Here is a 20,651-nt window from a genome sequence, read left to right on the forward strand (position 1 = left end):
AAATTTATTCGCCTTTTATATTTAACCTTGAACTTTTCTGATTTTTGCGTACTATTAAAGATAGTTAATTAATAATTCATACTGATAAACGGTATACGCAGATTAAACACACACCGCCGTTTAGTAATTTCGCAGCAGCGTCTATGTTTACCTGCGTATCTAAAACTTGCAAGAGAGGTTTAGATATGAAAGGCATAAGAAGTAAACAAGCTATCCTCGCAGGGCTTCTTTCTTGTAATTGTGTGTTTGCTCCGCATTATGCCTATGCCACGCGTCAATCCTTAACTCCATTTCAGCCGAATGTTGATTTTGGTTTTGGTCTTTTAACTGGAGTTGGTATTTCTGGCCTTATCGCTACAATTTCATACTTTTTAGTTCAATATCACCATCGTCATGACAGTGCTGCCTTTGATGAGTTTTCTAATAACGTCGAAATATCAAATCTAAAGGCATCAAAGGACGGTTGCTCACTATCAACAGACGTGCCTGTATCCGCGCTTCATGCAAGCGATGACTATGCGGATGTTGCAACGAATTATGTACGCCATCAGTCCTTTAAAGAACGCATGGCTACACGCGCCCAAGGTGTTGCAAAAATTCTCAAAGATCGCTTATCTTCTGATCGATTTGATGATTTGCCTGTTATTGAACGAGCTGACGGTTCGGTTGGAGATGTGGGGACAAGTTGGTGGGAAGCCCGTGTTGGTAAGAGTACTGCTCATGTTGGTGATGAAGATTCTTATCGAGAAATGACACCTGTTGATTTTAATCATAATCCAACTTGGTTAGAAGAAGAAAACCAAAACAAGAAGTCAGATTCTGTTAGCGGTACTAGCAATCCTTATAAATCACGCGCTGATTATATTAGAAGTTCGATTGCAGAAGTTAACGAAGGCACATATCCTGCTAAGCGCAGTGTTGAAGAACTTGATCATGAAGATTTATGGGAAGTTGCTTTACACAATATGAATGATAAGATTATTCATGCAGACGATCCAGAGCCTCTTAAGGCGTCTGTTGATCTTGATTCGCTTGATGAAGTGGATAACATGAGTAATATTACAGCGTTTATTCCTTTTAAGGCGCCTGCTAACCATCCTGAAGTTGTTGACAGAGATTCTTATGTAGATTACTTATTAGCAGATGAGTTTTCGCGAAATGAGTCGGGGATCGCGCGCAAGAGTTCTCACAGATATTTAAAGGTTCTTGAAGGTGGTAGTCAAACGTTACCGCTTCGTTTTACTTCAAACTCACATTCGGTAACTCGATTAAGTCATGTGCCCAAACACATGGCTTCCTCGCCTGCAAAATCGTGTGTGTTTCCACCCAAACATTTTGCTGAAACCGCTGTTAAAGAGGCATAATGCTTCTTAGGTGGTATCGAATATTTCAAAGGGTTATATATAAATATGCTGCAAGTATTCTTTGGATTTCTACACTTGTTTGGATAGGTAGTATGTGGTATCACTCTGCTACGCCTGGAGTTGTGTCATCTGCTCAAAGTGATGCATTGGTTTATAATCTTTGGAATGTTTTTACTTTTGTGGGTGTTCAAAATATTCATACGATGGTTTTAATTGTGCGAAAAAGTGCCCATATCCTTGAGTATACGGTTTTTGGTGTTCTTCTCACATCTTTGTTTATCAAGGTTTGTTCTGAACTTGCATGCACTTCTTGTTGTTTAGAAAATAGAGCTGTTTTACGCACTAAAACTTTACAACTTGGACTTGTTTTTGTTTTAGGAGCTTGTGTTGTTCCAGCTTGCGATGAAACAATACAGTTGTTTGTTCCTGGTAGAAGTGGCCAACTTACTGATTGCTTTATTGATTTGGTTGGTGTAGCTTGCGGCGTATGCATAGTTGTGGCCATCTATAAACATTATAGGAATTCTAGGAAAACTCAACATTTCTGTTCCCATAAAAATTAATAAAGCTTTGAGCTTGATATTTCCAATAATTCTTAACTTTAACATGCTGCAAAAAGCATATTAGTATTCAAAAAACTATGTATATATGTCTATGATTATCCAATAATAATAAAGAAATCAGGTAGGAACTTTCCGATTTTCTCATACATTTAAAAAATTATGATTACCGATTTGTTACCTAAAATGAGTAAATTCTCGTATTTTTATTTCAATTTTGAATACTTTCGTTAACAAATGATGACAAGATTTGTTTTTGGACAAAAAATTTCTAACAAGGCTTTACAGTATTCATCAAGAGTTGTTATCACATACATAAACGATTTGAAGGGGGATATGATGATGACTAATCTCACACGACGTCAATTTGTCAAGCTGAGTGCGCAAGCCGCTACACTGATGGGGGGTTTGTCTATTATTGCTGGTTGCAATAATAACATGTCCTCACAATCAAGCGATTCATTAAAAGTTGGTGTTATGGGGCCGTATACGGGCGATGTTGCTCAATACGGCCTTGCTATTAGAAACGGTGTTCAACTTTATGTTAAACAGTTCAATGCTAATGGTGGTGTTAACGGTAAAACCGTCGATCTTATGATCGAAGACGAAAAAGGCGATTCTACCGAGGCAAAGAACGTTTACGAAAAAATGCTTGATGCAAAGGTATTGGCTATCATTGGTGACGTTACTTCAACGCCTTCTATTGCAGTTGCTCAGGTTTCTGCAAATGATAACATGCCGCTTATTAGCGCGTCTGCTACTGCTCCAGCCTTTACTTCATTTGGTCATAATGCATTTAGAGCTACCATGACAGATGACTTCCAAGGTAAAGTTATGGCTAAGTTTGCACAAAAGCAGGGATATAAAACTGTGGGAACTATCTATAACTCTGGTGGTGATTACGAAAGCGGTATTAACAAGATTTTTGTTGAAGAATGTCAGCAACTTGGTATTAACGTTACATCGCAACAGGCATATGCAGCTGGAGACGTAGACTTTAATGCTCAGCTTACTGCGATTTTTGCGACTTCGCCTGATGCCGTATTTTGTCCTAACTATTATCAAGACAGCGGCAAAATTGTTACTCAAGCTCGTCAACTTGGTTACAAAGGCGTGTTCCTTGGCGCAGACGGTTGGGCTAACATGGTTGACGGTGATGATAAGTATGCTTCACCAGAGGATTTGGAAGGTTGCTATTATAACTGCCCGTTCATTGTTGAAAATGATAATGACAAAGTCAAAGACTTTGTTAAAGCCTATCACGACGAGTATGGCAAGAATCCTTCTAACTTCTGCGCACTTGGTTATGATGCCGCAATGATGATGTGCGCAGCTTTGAAAACCGTTGATGATAAAGGCGACGTAAAGCCTGGAACCGAAGAGTACAAGCAAGCTCTCATTGACGCCATTGCTCAAGATAAAGTGGATGGTGTGACGGGTTCTATTGCATTTGAAGGAACTGGTGACCCAGTTAAATCTACCCTTGTTGTTACCTTTGATAAGGGTAAACAAAAAGTATTTCAGGTTATTGAAGCAAAATAACTAATCTTTAATTTTGGTAAACCCTTATGCAAGATGTAAAGGCATAAGGGTTTTCCATATAAAAAGACCGTATTTGCTTTGTACTTAATTGTTTATATATTTTTCAACGCATCGTCAGTTGTTTCGTGATAAGGAGGTTTGAGATGATAGGAATGCAAATTCTTAACGGGTTGCAAGTTGGTAGTATTTATGCGCTCGTTGCTTTGGGTTACACTATGGTGTATGGAATTATCCTGCTTCTCAACTTTGCACATGGAGATATTATTATGGTAGGTGCCTATATCTCCTGGCTTTGTTTAGTTCAGTTAGGAATTGGTCCTATACCCGCTATTATAGCAACGATTATCGTCTGCACGCTTTTAGGTATTGTCATCGAAAAGCTTGCGTATGCACCTTTAAGAAATGCTCCTCGCTTATCTTTGCTTATTACCGCAATTGGCGTTTCGTATTTTCTTGAGAATTGTGCACAATTAATTTTTGGTGCCGATGCAAAAGTTCTTCCTAACTTCTTTGAAGTGTCATCATCTGAGTTTATGGGGCTTCCTATTTCTACCGTAGCTGTTATTACCATTGTTGTTACTGGAATATCATGTGCGGTTCTTACGCTTTTAGTCAAAAAAACCAAGCTTGGCGCTGCTATGCGTGCCGTATCCGAAGATATGGGAGCCGCTCGTTTAATGGGTATTAACGTTAACACCGTTATTTCGTTTACCTTTGCACTTGGTTGTGTACTTGCTGGTATTGGCTCCGTTCTTTATAGCATGGCTTATGCGCAAGCAAGCCCAACGATGGGTGTTATGCTTGGAACAAAAGCTTTTGTTGCTGCAGTTTTAGGCGGAATTGGATCTATCCCTGGTGCGGTGATCGGTGGTTTGGTAGTAGGATTTGCTGAGGTCCTGGTTTCTGCATGTGGTCTCTCTGTTTGGAAAGACGCTATTGTCTTTTTGCTTCTTATTATTGTTTTGGTCGTTAAGCCTACAGGTATTTTAGGCAAACCGATTAATGAGAAAGTTTAGGAGAAGAACATGCGTTTATTTCATTCGTCTCAAAAAACATCAAGCAATAGTGCTAAACCTGCCCAAGATGCTCAAGCATTTGAGAGTGCTCCTCATCTTTCAACACCTGTGAGCTATCTTGTTAATACGCTTCTTATTGTGATTGTTATAGCACTTGGTCAGTTTTTAATTTCTTCTGCATTTATTTCTCGATATCAAATTTCTGTTCTCGAACAAATTGGTATTTATATCATCATGGCTGTTTCCCTCAACTTGGTAACAGGCTATCTTGGACAGTTGCCACTTGGTCACGCAGGTTTTATGTCGGTAGGAGGTTATGCTGGCGCTATCTTTATTATGAAGTGCGCCGAGGCTCTTCACCTGGCACCGCGTGCCTTTGTCCTTTTATCTCCCGTTGCAGTTGCTATTTTTATAGGTGGCGTAGTTATTGGTGGCCTTGCTGCGGCTCTGTGTGGCTTAATTATTGGTATTCCCGCGCTTCGTCTTAAAGGCGACTACTTAGCTATCATTACTCTTGGTTTTGCCGAAATCATTCGTGTGGTTATGCAAAATTTTGATGATACCTTTAACGTTACCCTTACGGGAGGCGCAAAAGGTTTAACCGGAATACCTTCGTTTACCAACTTCATTAATACATCGGTTCTTGTCGTTATCACCATTTTTGTTATCCATACGCTCATGAAGTCCAGGTGGGGTAGGGCAATTTACGCGATTCGTGATAATGAAATTGCAGCAGAGGCAAGTGGAATTTCAATTACTATGTATAAAACAACTGCCTTTGTACTTTCAGCCTTTTTTGCAGGCGTTGCAGGTGTTTTGTATGCTGGCTGTATTGGTGTTCTTGCTCCGGCAAAATTTGGTTTTATGAAATCGGTTGAGATTTTGGTTATGGTTGTTTTGGGCGGCATGGGTTCTATGCTTGGATCTATTCTTTCTGCAACTACACTTACCGTTCTGCCTGAATTACTGCGAGGATTTTCTGACTATCGTATGATTGCATATTCTGTTGTTCTCATTTTAGTCATGATATTTAGACCTAAAGGTCTTTTTGGGTCCTATGATTTTTCGCTCTCTCGTATTCTTGGTAAGTTGATGTTGAAAGTGCGTGGCACGTCGAATAAAAAAGAGGTGAGTGCTCATGAGTAATGATAAGACAAAAGTTGAAGCTGAGGGTATAGACCCCACCAATTCCGTTGTATCAAAGACTACGTTACAAGATAAGCCGTCATCTTCACTCTCTTTAGGGAAAAGGCTGCGTTCCATTCTTGTTCCTGTTGAGTCACCTAATTTATTGCCCGAGCGTGATCTTGGAAAGATTCCCGTTTTGCAAGCTGAGCACTTAGGAATCGATTTTGGTGGTCTTACAGCCGTTGATAACTTTAATATTGCTATTGGTAAAACCGAAATTGCAGGTTTAATAGGCCCTAATGGTGCGGGCAAAACTACCATATTTAACCTGCTTACCAATGTGTATAAGCCTACGCGCGGTACTGTTTTAGTAGATGGTTATGACACCGCTGGTAAAACAATCACGCAAGTAAATAAAATGGGTGTAGCACGAACGTTTCAAAATATTAGACTTTTTAATCAGATGAGCGTTCTTGATAATATTTTGGTTGGTTTTAACTCTTCTATGTCAACAGGGCTTGTGAGCGATGTTTTTCGTCTTCCTAAGCACTGGAAGCAAGAGCGAGAATTTAAAGAGAAGGCATATGAGCTTTTGGGCTTGTTTGACATGCAAAAAACAGCTTATACCTCTGCAGGAAATTTGGCATATGGACAGCAGCGCTGTTTGGAAATTCTTCGAGCACTTGCAACGCAACCAAAGTTATTGTTGCTTGATGAGCCTGCTGCTGGTATGAATCCTTCCGAAACAGCGGCTCTTACCGAGCATATCGAAATTATTCGTGACACATTTAAGATTGCAATATTGCTTATTGAGCACGATATGAACCTCGTATGCGGTGTGTGCGAATCTGTTGGTGTTCTTGATTACGGAAGAATTATTGCTAAGGGAACGCCTGAGGAAATTCAACATGACCCACGTGTTATAGAAGCCTACCTTGGTAAACAGGAGGTGGCGTAAATGGCGCTTTTAAAAGTTTCCGATTTACATGTGTCTTACGGAATGATCAAGGCCGTTCGTGGCATCAGTTTTGAAATAAACGAAGGCGAGATCGTTTCTTTAATTGGTGCCAACGGTGCAGGAAAGTCTACAACGCTGAACACCCTTGCAGGTTTGCTGAAGCCTCAGTCTGGAGAAATTTTATTTGAGGATACATCCCTTGTTGGAATGCCTGCTCATAAAATTGTTCGCCATGGTCTTGCACTATGCCCAGAAGGCCGTCATGTTTTTACCAATATGCGTGTTGAAGAAAACCTTATGATGGGTGGATACACGCAAAATGACGCACAGAATAAACAAACGCTTGAACGTATTTACGAGCATTTTCCTCGTTTAAAAGAGCGTCTTAAGCAATCAGCAGGTACCATGAGTGGTGGCGAGCAACAAATGCTTGCTATGGGTAGAGCTTTAATGAGTAAACCACGTTTGCTCATGCTCGACGAGCCGTCTATGGGTTTGGCTCCTATTTTGGTTAAGGAGATTTTCTCTATTATTAAAGAGCTTAACGAGCAGGGGACTACTATTTTATTGGTAGAACAAAACGCTTCGATGGCTCTTTCAATTGCTGATCGTGGCTATGTTTTAGAAACAGGTACGCTCACCAAAACTGGTACGGGACAAGAGTTGTTGCATGACGACGATGTTCGCAGAGCTTATCTAGGAGGTTCTTCCAAAAAGTAATATTATCTCTGTGTTGCTTATAACTGTCTATGATGTAAAGCCCTTCTCAGAAGAAGGGCTTTTTTTGAGGTATTGTTACATACGCTTCCAAGCCGCAGACTTGGTTGATGAGTTCGATAAACTATAAGATATATTTTCTGTCCCCAAACTGTCTCACAAGAATTATTCACAGTATATAACGCCTGATAAACGGTTTGTAACACTTGGAGCTATTTAGACGCTTTATTACGGTTAATTAGTTAAGTTTTAGCAGGTGAAAAGGTGAGAAAAGAATGGTGGGTCGTGAGGGGGTCGAACCCTCGACCTTGGGATTAAGAGTCCCCTGCTCTACCAACTGAGCTAACGACCCACATACAAAATGGGGTGGGTAGAGGGGCTCGAACCCTCGACCTCCGGAGCCACGGTCCGGCGCTCTGCCAACTGAGCTACACCCACCATCAAGTAGTGCGTTGATAATGATGACGAATAATTGTAAAAAGTGCAAGCCTTTTTTGCGAAAAAGATTGAAATATGGAAAAATCTTCGTAATCTTACATGAATAGCACGCGTAAAGTTTTGATTTTACGATACTTGGCAGTACTGACGGACATGTGATCAGTAACGTATCGCTCTATTAAAGTCTGCATCATCTGCACTTTCAGCTCCTACCTAACGTTGAAATTATAATTATTGTTCCATTTGTGAACGAATAATTTGTATGAGCTTATAACTTTAAGGCTTCTTTACTTTTTTGCATTTCTTTTATGAAAAGACGCATGCCCTTTTTAATTTTATCTTTGTGTAAAAGCGCATAGTTACAATATGATTAAATTAATTCATAATTTATAACCATGGGATTATTTTTTGTAAAATAATCCGAGAAATTTAGTCAAAGGAGGGGCTATATGATTTCCTGTAAACCTTTTGAGCATGCCAGATCACGTCCTCATGCTTCGATTTTGGCCGCAGCAGTTACGCTTGGTCTAGGGTGTTCACTTCTATTCTTAAATCCACAAACCGCTTTAGCGCAAAACAGTGGTTGGATTCATGATGGCAATTCGTGGAGCTATGTTTTAAGCGATGGCACGTATGCCAGTGGTTGGTTTAAAACTCCAAATGGTAAATGGTTCTACTTTGATCCTGAATCACATAAAATGGCTACGGGTTATCTTGATAATGGCGATGGCAAATCATACTGGATTGATGAATCACAAGGTCTTGTATACGATGGATGGGTTAAGGACACTAAAGGGCACTGGCTTCACACGAATGAAGACGGCTGTCTAGTTACTGGTTGGTATCGCGCAGGTGATGGTGCTTGGTGGTATTTTGATAACAATGGGTATGCACAATTTGGAGCACTTACTAATCTTAATCACCCATTTTATATTGATTACTCAAAAGGACTTCTGTATGACCGCTGGGTACAAGATAGCCAAGGAAACTGGTTACACACTGACGATAACGGAGTCTTAGCAACAGGTTGGTTTAAGACCAAAAGCGGATACTGGTTCTACTTTAATCAAGACCATACTATGAAAACAGGTATCTTAACCGACAAAGGCTATACCTTTTGGTTAGATAAAAACGATGGATTACTCTATAACGAGTGGGTAAAAGATTCTAAAGGTAATTGGTTACGTACCGATGGTAATGGCTGCCTGCTTACTGGTTGGTATCATGCACCTAATGGTAAATGGTTCTACTTTAATAAAGACAACTATAAGATGGTAACAGGTAAACTAACCGATGATAATAAAGACTACTGGTTAGATGAAAATGCAGGACTTCTGTATGACCGCTGGGTACAAGACGCTAAAGGTAATTGGCTTCACACCGATGATAACGGTGTCTTAGCAACAGGTTGGTTTAAGACCAAAAGCGGATACTGGTTCTACTTTAATCAAGACCATACTATGAAAACAGGTATCCTAACCGATAAAGGTTATACCTTTTGGTTAGATAAAAACGATGGATTGCTCTATAACGAGTGGGTAAAAGACGAATCTGGTAACTGGCTACACACTGAGGCTCATGGTTGTCTTGTTAAAGGGTGGTTCTACACTACAAATGGTAAATTATTCTACTTTAATGATGACTATAAGATGGTAACTGGAGAACTTACGTTTAAAGGTAAGATCTACACTCTTGATCCGCAAGAAGGTTTAGTATCAGTTAAAGATGTTCCAATTCGCCATACTCAAGCTTATGAAGACGGTGCCTTTGCGTTTTTTAAGGCAAAAGGTGCAACTCGTGCATTAGAGATTTTAAACACGGCAAATTATGCAAGCTTCACGCACAAAGGAAATCCAAACGATGCTACGGCAGTAAAGAATATGCTTGCATCCATACCCGAGATGAAAGTTTGTAATGCGCTTCGTGCTCGTCACGGTCTTAAACCCTTACGTGTTACGTATGAGTTAGTGGCGATGGCAATGTCGGACGCTAACTGGTCAAGTTCGCATATAGCTCATGCTCAGCAGTTTAACGTTGGCGAGAATTTAGCATGGTATCCTGAGAAACCATTTACTGGTTGGTACGATAAAGAAAAGGCTTTGTATGATGCCGATCCAGTTAAGAATAAAGCAGCTGCGGGTCACTATCTTAATATCATCAGGGAAAAGTATGAGTGCACCGGTTTTGCAATAGCAACCTATGCAAATAATGAATATAGGCAGCCATGTTTTGATCAAACGTTTTTATGGGAAACGAACGATTCAAAGTCCATGACGGTTGATGAATATGAGCGTGAACTCACGCAATGGGTTAAAAGCACTCAAGCATAGCTGCTTTTCACGGAAAATATCTTACAATTTTTGAGATTTTGTTTCTCCTAAATGTACGAAAGCTAATTTAAAGAGCCGTACCGCTAGTGGTATGGCTCTTTTTAAAATCTTGTTTTTCTATAATTCTGATTTTTTGTCTGAATATATAAATGCCTGTATAGAGCTACTCACAGGGTCAAGCACCCTAGAAAATGAAATCCATTTCCAATTATGAATAAATCGTAAACATTAGAGCTTTCTCTAAATTTATGTAATAACTCCTTGTGAATACTGATATAGTACCTATGAAATGAAAATAGATTTCATATTCGCTTAGACGTAATTTTGTATTATTTTATGTGGATATGGCAATTGGTGTCAGTTGGGGAGGAACGTTGAATAAAAGAATTCTATGGGGCGTGAGTGCGGTTCTTATGGCGTGTTGCTTAAGCCTGCCGTTAGTTGCGTGTAAGGGAAAACAAGATAAACAAGCAGATACATCATCTGTAGAAAGTTCTACAGATGATGCTTCTAAGAAAACAATCTATACAACTTTTTTTCCAGTTTATGATCTCACTAAACGCATTGTTGGTGACAAAATGAATGTTAAGATGATCATTAAAGGTAATCAGGAACCTCATGATTTTGAACTTAAAGCAAAAGATATGGCCGCTATGAGCAAAGCAGATCTGTTTGTTTATAACGGAGCAGGTATGGAAGCTTTTATTCCTGATTTAAAGAAAACTGTTGGCGACGATTCTAAATTTCTTGATCTAAGTCAAGGCTTAGAACTTCTTGAACATACGTCAAAGCCTGTGGGTGATAGCCTACAAGACGCGGAGTCTTCTAATGAATATGAGGTAGTTAAAGATACTACAAAGGATACTCAAGAATCCAAGCATGGTAATGTTAATCCTCATACGTGGTTAAGCATTAAGAATGCTATGGAAGAGCTTGATACCATTTATCAAAAATTAGCCACCATGGACCCTGACAATGCGCAATATTACAAAGACAACTATGCAAAGTCACTTGCTGAGTTTAAACAATTAGATAAGAAATTTAGTGACACACTTTCTAGCGTTGCTCCTGATAAACGTTATTTTGTTGCTTCTCATGCTGCATTTAATTACTTAGCTCGTGATTACGGCTTAAAACAAGTTGCAGTAACAGGTATTTCTCCTGAGGACGAGCCTACAGCTGCGCAACTTGCAACAATCTCGGATTTTGTAAAGAAACACAACATTACTACCATCTTTTTTGAAGGTAGCGCAACGCCTAAAGTTGCAGAAACGCTTGCACGTACTACGGGAGCAAAAACCTCCTCTTTATACACCATGGAAAGTCTTACCGATGATGAAGTCAATATGGGCTATTTAGCACTTATGGAAAAGAATCTTGATGCGTTGATGGAGTCCTTCAGTGAATAGTGTTTGTAGCTTAGACAATATTAGTTTTGCATATGCAGATACCCCAGTTATCTCGCATGCATCACTTGATATCTTTTCGCAGGAGTTTGTTGCACTTATTGGAGATAATGGTGCAGGAAAGTCTACCCTCATGAACCTTATTTTGGGGAATTTACATCCTTCAAAAGGTGATATATCACTTTTTGGTGATCCTATCATTCAGTGCAATCATCACCAAGATATTGCCTATGTTTCCCAAAATTCTGTACTTGGATATCGTAATTTTCCTACCACTATTAAAGAACTCGTCAACATTCATCGTTCTTTTTTGCATGTTACAACAGATGTGGTTGATCTGCTTAAAATGGTTCAACTTGAAGATCACGTGAATAAAGGACTTTCTGAACTTTCAGGTGGCCAACTTCAACGCGTTGGAATTTTACTTGCACTGCTTAAAAACGCTAAGTTGATTTTGTTGGACGAACCTACCAGTGGTATTGATAAAAAATTTTCAAAAGAGCTTTATGAGTTGTTGCGGAACTTAACTCTTCAAGGAAAAACGGTTGTTTTGATTACGCACCATCTTCATGAATTGTCTGCTTATGTTGATCGTGTTGTGAGGCTTGAAAAGGGCCAGCTTACCGAAGTTTCTGCTCACCTTTGGAAAGAGGAGGTAGATGTTTGTGCTTGATATGTTTTCATATGAGTTTATGCAGCGTGCTTGCATAGTTGGAACTGCGCTTGCTTGCATTTTACCGCTTATTGGCCTCCCTGTTACGCTTAAGCGTCTTTCTATGATGGGGGATACGCTTGCTCACGCATCGCTTGCCGGAGTTGCCGTGGGTCTTTGTTTTGGGTTTAATCCACTTTTAGGATCGGTTGCTGCGTGCGTTGTAGCGGCGTTAAGCGTTGAGGCCATTTCTTCTCGACTGAAGGCATATCAAGAAATCTCAACTGTTGTTGTCTTGGCAGCTTCAATCGGTTTAGCTGGCATTTTTACAAGTTTTATTGGTAATTCTAAATCAATTAGTTCATATCTATTTGGATCAATTATTACTATTGACGATTTTGAGCTTTACTTGGTTGTTATTGCTGCATTGATGGTAGCTGTGGTGTATATAGCTATATATAAACGTTTGTATCTAAGCGTTTTTGATCCAACAAGTGCATCTCTTATGGGAATACATCAGGCTTCGCTCAACTTTTCGTTTGCTCTATTGGTTGCACTTTGTATTTCTATTGCGGCAAAGACTATTGGCTCGTTAATTGTGTCCTCATTGTTGGTAATTCCTGCTATCTGTGCTATGCAATTTTGTAAAACATATAAATGCACCTTATTGGTTGCTATGTGCATATCGCTTGTTGTTATCTATATAGGTCTTTATATTTCATTTGAATTTAATTTGATGCCAGGTTCAGTTATTGTTCTTTTGGCAACCTTTGTGTTGCTTGTATCTCTTGTAATGCCTAAATACCTACGTCGACATTAACCTTCGGTTAGTGTACGTGTTTCAATATTTCCTTTAAAACTTTGTATATAAAAGAAAGGTAGATTTATGGATTCTCTAGATAAAAAAGTGATTAATACCACTACCAATCATGCGCCTACTACAACAAATAGCTGGGCACACGGCACATGGTTTGCTCATATAACCGGTCCTTTGGCACTTGGAGCCATCCTCACTGGTGTAGCAACAGTTGGCTTAGCATTTGCCGCATATAACGGCATGCTTTCTCCTCGTAATGAGGCTCGCACAACTCAACAATTAGCACAAGAGCTCGAAAATGAAATAGCCACTCCAACTGAGTTTAAGCAAAAGACTACAACATATGCAGCTGATACCACAACTGACGTGTTACTTGATGCTCCCGATGTTGACGCAAACGATATTGTAAAAATTATTAAACACGGGGACCATTGGCACGTATTTACTAAGGATGGGCGCGAAATTATCACCTACAAAGATCCTACACTTGCTCATACGACCCAAGATTTGCGTGACGTTCACTCAGTTGTGTCTAACAGTGAGCTTACTGATATGGGAGTTCAAGTTGTGAGAATTTTACAGCACGGAAACCATTGGCATGTGTATACCAGTGACGGTCGTGAGTTCATAACGTATTCCGATCCCAGCTCCTACTATCCAAATATTACGATAGGCACCTATACAGGTTCGCATAACCATGAATCATATACGCATCCTGCATTTGACGGAGGTAGCGGACAAGATTACAGCAGTACACCTTCTTATGGTGCATCATCAGATTCATCAAGTTCTTCGTCTGTTCCTAATATCCCAGGCCTTGTGGAAGTACATAGCGGTCTAGACGAAATCAAAAATAAAGATATCGTCAAGATTTTAAAGCACGAGGATCACTGGCATGTATATGATCGTGATGGTCATGAATATGTGGTACACACCGATCCTAGTTCCTTGTTCCCGCATGCATTTGTGGGGGAGTATGATAAAAATGTTGATAATGTTGTAGTTGAAGATGGTGATCTATTTGACTATAACGATGTGGCGAGCGAAAATAAGGTTTCTCTTTCTGATTTGGACAAGGTTTTTGCTGATCTTAAATATATGAAAGCCTACGATGCAAAAACCAATCGTTTTTATGCGTGGCACATGGCAGGCAATCCGCATATTCACTCACATGCACTTGAAGATATCATTAAAAGTGTAAAAGCAGATGCTGCATACTTTACTTCAAAGCACATTAGTGCTCGCGATGTAGTTGCAACGGTAAAGTGGCTTATTGACCACCCGGAAAGTCAACCTCAAGATGAGATCAATAAGGATTATCAAAAGGAGTATGCGGGGCATCCTGCACAAGATTGGCTTGTGGATAATAGCGTTAAAAAGCCATCTCGCATTGTTAAAGATAAAGAGTATGGTAGCGTTTTTTATTGGATTTTCTATAATGACGGCACTGCTGCTCAAAGAGTTTCAGATGTTTCGGCTTACGAACAGTTTCATGTGACGGTTGAAGACTACACTAAGAAGGGGGACTTAAACGCAACACTTGAAAGTGTAGAGGATTATGTATGCAAAAAACTTGGTGTGACAACCGATGAATTTGAAAAAGCATGGCTGGCATTGCCGGTTAACTCTTCGGTTCATGCTGCAGTCTTTAATGATGACGGTACGGTTGAGATTTATGGAACTACCTATTCGTTTTTAAAAGATAAGGTAGACGCGCACAAGAATAATGCTGCTCAAGCACAAAGTCCTGCAGAATCTAATGCTTCTTCAGCTGCGTCTGTAAACACTTCTGTGGAATCTAACAGTTCTGTACCGAACCAAAAGGAACCATCAATAAAAGCACCTGCTGATCTGGGCAAAGTTTCAGATTCAAGCCTGTCTGCTTCTACACCAGCATCATCAGACAAAGCTGTATCTACTGACCATGAGGTGAGTGCTTCTGCGAACACAAACGCAGCTGCATCAGTGTCGCAGTAATGCTGCTTTTGTATTGATACTTAAATTTGTAAGTATAAGAATTGCCGCCTTTGGCGGCTTTTCTTTTTTAGATGAATATGCGTGTAGGTATGTTACCATTAGGCAAAGATTGAATTTACCTTTATAAGTGGCTCTTGGTAAAATATATCTAAGTTTATGTTCGCATTTGGTTAAAGAGGGTAGTTTTGCAAGATACAGCGCATGAACAAATTCGCAAAGAAACATGGTCTGATCCCTGGAGTAGGGATTGGTTTATTATTGAACAGCTCGTGTCGCGCGATTTTAAGCTTAAGTTTCGTCGAAGCTTTTTAGGTGTGTTGTGGAGCGTTTTGAATCCTTTGCTCATGATGGTAGTTATGGCAATTGTTTTTACTGCTATGCTGCGGTTTTCTTCGTCGTCAATCCCAAGTTTTCCATTGTATATTATTTTAGGTAACATTACCTTTACTCTAATGGCAGATTCTACCACTTACGGCATGCATTCTATTATTGATAATGCCTCACTGATTAAAAAAGTTCGTATTAATCGTTTTGTCTTCCCTATAGAAAAAGTCTTATTTGCACTCGTTAATTTTTCGTTTTCGCTTATTGCCGTTGCGTTTGTTATGATTTTTGTTGGCATTGCGCCTACGGGTTTTGCACTGTTACTTCCGCTTTTTATTGTTTATGTTGGTACGTTCTGTGTTGGTCTTTCGTTTTTGCTTTCAGCAGCAGTTGTATTTTTTAGAGATATTATGCATCTGTGGACCATTGTCCTTACGGTGTGGACCTACGCTACGCCGCTTTTTTATTCAGAAGAAATTTTGCCCTTGTGGTTTAGAAATCTTGAAACCTTTAATCCCATGTATCACTACGTTAATTTCATCCGCGAAATTTTGCTCTACGGTCGCATGCCTTCTTTGGAGCTTAATTTTGCCTGTATTGTTTGCTCGCTGATTTCTCTAGCACTTGGATGGTTTGTTTTTTCAAGGCATGAAAAGCGTTTTATCCTGTTCATTTAGTTTTGTTTATCGAACCGTTTTGATCGCGATGTTTTCTTTTAGGATCTAGAAAAATATCGTACAATAGTAAAGTCAGTGTCTCGTACACTTGGAGTTTTTATGCACACTACTACACAAACTGATATTCACCAATCCACTTTCCGTGAGTCTTCCAATGATGACTCTTCTAAATCAGCTGTAAGCAAGCAACCCTTGTGGCAGGCGCAACTTTTGTGCCATATAGTTTCGCCTGATGGAAAAGATAAGCTGCGTGTTACAACGTCTATTCCCATGGAAGGTCAAACTACTTCGCCAGACTTGTATGGACGTTTTAATTTTGATCCAGATAACCTCGTTCATCCGTCATCGTTTACGTACCAGTACCACTGGTTTTTAGAGGATGAAGGTTTGTGTGGCTCAAATGGCGAGTTCACGCAGGCTCCCTTTTGGGATTTTGAGCTTCCTTGTGATGGCCACTATCTTATAACCGTTGATGTTTTTGACCAACATAACAATCAACAAACAATTAGCACCTGGTTTGTATATGGTTCTCATAACAAGCGTCAAAGACCTGTTCTCGTTAAACCTTCGCTTGCCAATTTGACGCCCGATACGCCAACTGTTATTGACGTGCATGACATTTCGATGATTTTTAACATAGCGTCCGAACAGTTTAATTCCTTAAAAGAGTATTTTATTGCGCTTGCCCGCCGTGAACTGCGTTTTAAGGAATTTAGAGCGCTTGATCACATCAATTTTCAGATAAAGAAGGGCGAAGCCTTTGGCTTGGTGGGTACTAACGGTTCGGGAAAATCTACCATGCTTAAAATTATTGCAGGTGTTTTGGGTGCAAGTCAAGGAACATGTAGCGTAACGGGTACGATTGCGCCGCTTATCGAACTTGGAGCAGGCTTTGATCAAGAGCTTACTGCTAAGGAAAACATTTATCTGAATGGCGCTTTGCTTGGTTATAAAAAGTCGTTCATTGATGAGCACTTTGATGAGATCGTTGAGTTTGCTGAGCTTAAAGACTTTCTTGAGTTACCACTTAAAAATTATTCGTCTGGTATGGTTGCACGTATTGCGTTTGCCATTGCAACTATTACCGAGCCAGATATTTTAATTGTTGATGAAACATTATCGGTGGGGGACTTTTTGTTCCAGCAAAAATGTGAGCAACGAATTGCCGAATTGGTTGAATCAGATAACGTTACTGTTTTGTTAGTAAGTCACTCCATTGAACTTATTGAGCGTGTATGTAATCGTGCGTGTTGGATCGAGCACGGTGTGCAACGTGCGTTAGGTCCCGCAGTAGAAGTTTGTGCGGCATATAAAAAGTTGGAGCGATAACTATGGATATCCAAACTGCTACTCTTAACGAAAAACTCGCCTGCGATAAACGCACTTCATGCGACGTCTCTGTTATTGTTCCGTGCTATAATACCCAGCGCTATCTCAAGCAGGCTTTATCATCACTGCTTAATAACAATGTTTGTGATCTTGAAATTTTACTCATCAATGATGGCTCAACTGACGCTTCGCCTGCGATTATGAAAGAGTTTGCTGCAAAAGATGCGCGTATTCGCATTATCGATAAGCAAAACCAAGGATATGGTGCAACTGTTAATAGGGGTATATCTGAGGCAAGAGGTGTCTATGTTGCAATTTTTGAGCCCGATGATTGGGTAGAAGCGCATATGTATGATGATCTCTTTGCGCTGGCTACGCGTTATCAGTTTCCTGATATTGTGAAATCGTCTTTTTGGTGTGTGTTTAATCCAGATACTGCTTCTGAGCATACTGAACATTGCAGTTATTATAAAAAGCTTTGTATAGGCTCTGAGCCCTTTGTGCTTAAAGATTGTCCTCGTTTGCTTGAACATCATCCTTCAATTTGGTCTGCACTTTATAAAAAATCATTTTTGGATGAGAGACACATACGATTCCAAGAAGTTCCAGGTGCTGGCTGGGTCGATACGCCTTTTAACTTTAAGGTGCTTAACCTTGCGTCTTCAATTGTATATACCGATAATGCATACTATCATTATCGCTATCTTGCTCCTGGATCTTCTTCCGCACTTAAGTCGCTGGATTTACCTTTTAGACGCTGGCAAGACATGCATGATATTGCCCAAGAGCTTAATATCTGCGATGCAGGCATCCTTAAGGGGCTTTATACGGTTGGCTTTGCCTATGTTGAGGATGCTATTGCACATGGCGCGCTCCAGGTATATCACGATAAAGCACTACATTACATTGGTAAACTTTATCAACAGCTTGATCCTAAACTTGTTAAGGATATGCCGTATCTATCTCGTGCGGCGCGTAATCGCTATGCTTCTTTTATGAATAACTCTCGTGTTGCATTTAACCAAAAGCAACACATCTGTGCGCTTATGGGCGATACCTACAGGTTATGTAGGCACTATGGTTTCAATTATGCGTTATCGCGTGTGGCAACCTTTATTAAACATCGTGTACGATCTCGCCATTAAAGAAGGACATGTATGCCGTTTATATCCGTTCTTATACCCGTTTATAATGTTAGTGAATACCTTCGTGCTTGCTTAGATTCACTTTTGTCACAAGATTTTAAAGATTTTGAAGCGCTTTTGTTAGACGATGGCTCTACCGATGGCTCACAAGATATTGTTGATGAATATGCTCGCAAGGATGCGCGGTTTAAGGCATTTCATAAAGAAAATTCGGGCTACGGTGCAACGCTTAATTATGGCATTGAGCGTGCGCGCGGTGATTATCTTGCCATATTAGAATCCGATGACTGTATGTGCGAGGGTGCACTCACGCATATGAGCGAGCTTGCTCGTACCTATCATCCTGATACGCTTCACTGTGGTTTTAAGATGTGGTGGAGCAATTCAGGCATCACACAACACGTTAATCAGTTTCCCGTGCAAATGCATAATCGTGTGATAAATCCATCGCGTGACCTGCGGTTCTTTATCACTATGCCAAGCCTTTGGTCGGGACTCTACGCGCGAGTAGAGCTTATTGAAGCACATCACATACGATTTTCTTCTACGCCAGGAGCTTCTTTTCAAGATACGTCGTTTAGCTTTGAGGTGTTTGCACGTGCTCAAAGCTGTGTTGTAGATGATTTTCCTATTATTATGTATCGACAGGATCGAGAAGCATCATCTATACACTCCCTTACTAAAAAGGATTTGTTATTAGCCGAGTTTGATCGCATTGATACTTTGGCACAAAAGCTTGCTCCACAAAATCCGTTTTTGCAAACAGCTTCTCTTACAGCCTGCGTAAATGGCTGTTTATGGTATTTAGACAGGCTTGATGATAACCATGCTTTGGAATTTGTTGACGCACTTAAAACATATTTTTGCGCACGTGCAAAAAAAGATCCTGCCTTTGATGAGCATTTAGATCGCTGGCGCTCGCTTAACGTCAAAAAACTTATAAGCGATCCACAAAAGTATTTGGATCTTCGTAGAAAGCGTCATGATTCAACGCTTTCTAAACTTGCATTTGCGCTGCGCTTAGCTGGTTTATATGGCATATTTATTGCTTTGGAAGAAAGACGTGCACGCTCATGAATACGTTATATGAACAGCCTCGCACGCTTCAAACTGATTCCAGTATGCCTTTGGTATCTGTTATTATGCCTGTTTATAACGCAGCAGAAACACTCATCCAAACGCTTTCTTCGCTGCGTGCGCAAACATATACCCACTTTGAGTGTATATGTGTCAACGATGGATCACGTGATAACTCATTAGAGATTGTACAAGATTTTGCTACGCGTGACGTGCGCTTTAAGGTTATCAATCAACGCAATTTAGGACCATCTGCCGCTCGAAATCGCGGAATTTATGCCGCAACTGGCGACATTGTGATGTTCATTGATGCCGATGATACCTATAAGCCTTATACAATTGAGCGTGCCGTAGATATTTTTGTAGAAAAGCATCCTGAGGTTATTACCTTTGGTTTTGATGTAGAACCCAATACGTGTGCTCCTATAAGTATGCGCGAATTGCAGACACCTCGCGCGGGCGAGTTTAGCGGTTACTCAACCACCTGCATTTTTCATAGCAATTCGCGGCCTTTTGGTGTGCGTGTAGCGCTTGCTGCTTCATTTATTCAACGCGAACATGTGCATTTTGACGAGGCAGTTGGTTTGGGCGAAGATCAGGTATTTTTTATGTATATCTATCCGCGTTCACAAAAAACGATCCTCATTGAAGATCATTTATATGTTTACACCATGCGTTCGTCCTCGTTTGCGCATGATTTACATAAAGCGCAGGCTCACACCCAAAAAATTGAAGCACATATGCTTGTGGTAAAGTCAATCATCAATGATTGGATTCATAAACCGTGGATGCCGCGCGCCCAAAAAGAACTTATAAGTTGGATTCTTGATTTTATGCTGTTTGACCTTGTGCAAGAGCCTCCACTCAACAGGTCAAGGTTTGCTGCTGAGCTTGCTTGCTTACTTGATCGTATACAAATGAGTGCTTCTACATTTGGTTTTTTGGGATTTGCACCCGAACGGCAACTTTTACAAAAGTTGCGCGCGTGTGCCCAAGGAATACGTATGCTTTCATCTAAGGATTTGGTGGTGCTCTATGTTAAACGTCGCGGAGTTATGGCCTGTGTGCGTCGTGTGCTTGCGCACTTACAAGGTCATAGCTCTTATTCCTAAGCGTTCATAGTGTACAAGTTGGTCATGACTGGTATACATACTTTCTGATTGAGGTTGCATGTTTTCCATCGTGATGATTTTA

Annotated in this window: 17 protein-coding genes and 2 tRNA genes; 17 read left to right on the forward strand and 2 right to left on the reverse strand. The window is 40.2% G+C overall.

All coding sequences use genetic code 11. The features are described 5' to 3' along the window. Nucleotides 1-185 precede the first annotated feature (185 nt). The 7 genes from HMPREF0091_RS03280 to HMPREF0091_RS03310 all read left to right on the forward strand — a co-directional run bounded on the left by HMPREF0091_RS03280 (nt 186) and on the right by HMPREF0091_RS03310 (nt 7,288). A complete protein-coding gene (locus HMPREF0091_RS03280) occupies nt 186-1,364 on the forward strand; it encodes a hypothetical protein (protein ID WP_006302843.1) in 1,179 nt (392 codons plus the stop codon). Then, on the forward strand, nt 1,364-1,927 hold the full coding sequence (locus HMPREF0091_RS03285; RefSeq protein ID WP_006302844.1) for a VanZ family protein: 564 nt from the start codon (nt 1,364-1,366) through the stop codon (nt 1,925-1,927). Before HMPREF0091_RS03280 ends, HMPREF0091_RS03285 begins: the two co-directional genes overlap by 1 nt. Nucleotides 1,928-2,263: 336 nt before the next feature. Next, a complete protein-coding gene (locus HMPREF0091_RS03290) occupies nt 2,264-3,466 on the forward strand; it encodes an ABC transporter substrate-binding protein (RefSeq protein WP_010241125.1) in 1,203 nt (400 codons plus the stop codon). A gap of 143 nt (nt 3,467-3,609) precedes the next feature. Further along, complete coding sequence (locus HMPREF0091_RS03295; RefSeq protein WP_006302846.1) at nt 3,610-4,482, forward strand: branched-chain amino acid ABC transporter permease; 873 nt, start codon at nt 3,610-3,612, stop codon at nt 4,480-4,482. Between the two features lie 9 nt (nt 4,483-4,491). Continuing rightward, entirely contained in the window at nt 4,492-5,628 is a 1,137-nt protein-coding gene (locus HMPREF0091_RS03300; RefSeq protein WP_006302847.1) for a branched-chain amino acid ABC transporter permease, read from the forward strand. Continuing rightward, on the forward strand, nt 5,621-6,568 hold the full coding sequence (locus HMPREF0091_RS03305) for an ABC transporter ATP-binding protein (protein ID WP_006302848.1): 948 nt from the start codon (nt 5,621-5,623) through the stop codon (nt 6,566-6,568). The genes HMPREF0091_RS03300 and HMPREF0091_RS03305 overlap by 8 nt, the downstream gene beginning before the upstream one ends. Continuing rightward, nucleotides 6,569-7,288 carry an ABC transporter ATP-binding protein gene (locus tag HMPREF0091_RS03310; protein WP_006302849.1) on the forward strand — a complete coding sequence of 240 codons (720 nt, stop codon included), beginning with the start codon at nt 6,569-6,571 and terminating at the stop codon, nt 7,286-7,288. A 273-nt stretch (nt 7,289-7,561) separates the two neighbouring features. Here the strand turns inward: HMPREF0091_RS03310 and HMPREF0091_RS03315 are convergent. Further along, nucleotides 7,562-7,637: transfer RNA gene (locus HMPREF0091_RS03315), tRNA-Lys, on the reverse strand. Nucleotides 7,638-7,647: 10 nt separating this feature from the next. After that, nucleotides 7,648-7,723: transfer RNA gene (locus HMPREF0091_RS03320), tRNA-His, on the reverse strand. Between the two features lie 449 nt (nt 7,724-8,172). Here HMPREF0091_RS03320 and HMPREF0091_RS03325 point away from each other — a divergent pair. The 10 genes from HMPREF0091_RS03325 (at nt 8,173) to HMPREF0091_RS03370 (ending at nt 20,569) form a co-directional block, all read left to right on the forward strand. Next, nucleotides 8,173-10,053 (forward strand): CAP domain-containing protein, encoded by a 1,881-nt coding sequence (locus HMPREF0091_RS03325; RefSeq protein ID WP_006302850.1) that lies wholly within the window; start codon nt 8,173-8,175, stop codon nt 10,051-10,053. A gap of 344 nt (nt 10,054-10,397) precedes the next feature. Continuing rightward, nucleotides 10,398-11,462 carry a metal ABC transporter solute-binding protein, Zn/Mn family gene (locus HMPREF0091_RS03330; RefSeq protein WP_006302852.1) on the forward strand — a complete coding sequence of 355 codons (1,065 nt, stop codon included), beginning with the start codon at nt 10,398-10,400 and terminating at the stop codon, nt 11,460-11,462. Further along, nucleotides 11,455-12,132 carry a metal ABC transporter ATP-binding protein gene (locus tag HMPREF0091_RS03335; protein WP_006302853.1) on the forward strand — a complete coding sequence of 226 codons (678 nt, stop codon included), beginning with the start codon at nt 11,455-11,457 and terminating at the stop codon, nt 12,130-12,132. Before HMPREF0091_RS03330 ends, HMPREF0091_RS03335 begins: the two co-directional genes overlap by 8 nt. Beyond that, nucleotides 12,119-12,931 (forward strand): metal ABC transporter permease, encoded by an 813-nt coding sequence (locus HMPREF0091_RS03340; protein WP_006302854.1) that lies wholly within the window; start codon nt 12,119-12,121, stop codon nt 12,929-12,931. The genes HMPREF0091_RS03335 and HMPREF0091_RS03340 overlap by 14 nt, the downstream gene beginning before the upstream one ends. 66 nt (nt 12,932-12,997) lie before the next feature. Further along, nucleotides 12,998-14,905: a hypothetical protein gene (locus HMPREF0091_RS03345; RefSeq protein ID WP_006302855.1), complete on the forward strand. Its 1,908-nt coding sequence runs from the start codon at nt 12,998-13,000 to the stop codon at nt 14,903-14,905. 185 nt (nt 14,906-15,090) lie between these two features. Further along, nucleotides 15,091-15,906 (forward strand): ABC transporter permease, encoded by an 816-nt coding sequence (locus tag HMPREF0091_RS03350; protein ID WP_006302856.1) that lies wholly within the window; start codon nt 15,091-15,093, stop codon nt 15,904-15,906. Nucleotides 15,907-16,005: 99 nt separating this feature from the next. After that, nucleotides 16,006-17,235, forward strand: coding sequence for an ABC transporter ATP-binding protein (locus HMPREF0091_RS06235; RefSeq protein ID WP_006302857.1), 1,230 nt, complete (start codon nt 16,006-16,008; stop codon nt 17,233-17,235). Between the two features lie 2 nt (nt 17,236-17,237). Then, the gene (locus HMPREF0091_RS03360) at nt 17,238-18,380 is read left to right on the forward strand and encodes a glycosyltransferase family 2 protein (protein ID WP_006302858.1); all 1,143 of its coding nucleotides are present in this window, start codon (nt 17,238-17,240) and stop codon (nt 18,378-18,380) included. Between the two features lie 12 nt (nt 18,381-18,392). Continuing rightward, a complete protein-coding gene (locus HMPREF0091_RS03365; protein WP_006302859.1) occupies nt 18,393-19,457 on the forward strand; it encodes a glycosyltransferase family 2 protein in 1,065 nt (354 codons plus the stop codon). Beyond that, a complete protein-coding gene (locus tag HMPREF0091_RS03370) occupies nt 19,454-20,569 on the forward strand; it encodes a glycosyltransferase family 2 protein (RefSeq protein WP_006302860.1) in 1,116 nt (371 codons plus the stop codon). Before HMPREF0091_RS03365 ends, HMPREF0091_RS03370 begins: the two co-directional genes overlap by 4 nt. The last annotated feature ends 82 nt before the right edge of the window (nt 20,570-20,651 follow it).

Origin of the sequence: Fannyhessea vaginae DSM 15829 (genome assembly GCF_000159235.2) — a bacterium.
Taxonomy (GTDB): Bacteria; Actinomycetota; Coriobacteriia; order Coriobacteriales; family Atopobiaceae; genus Fannyhessea; species Fannyhessea vaginae.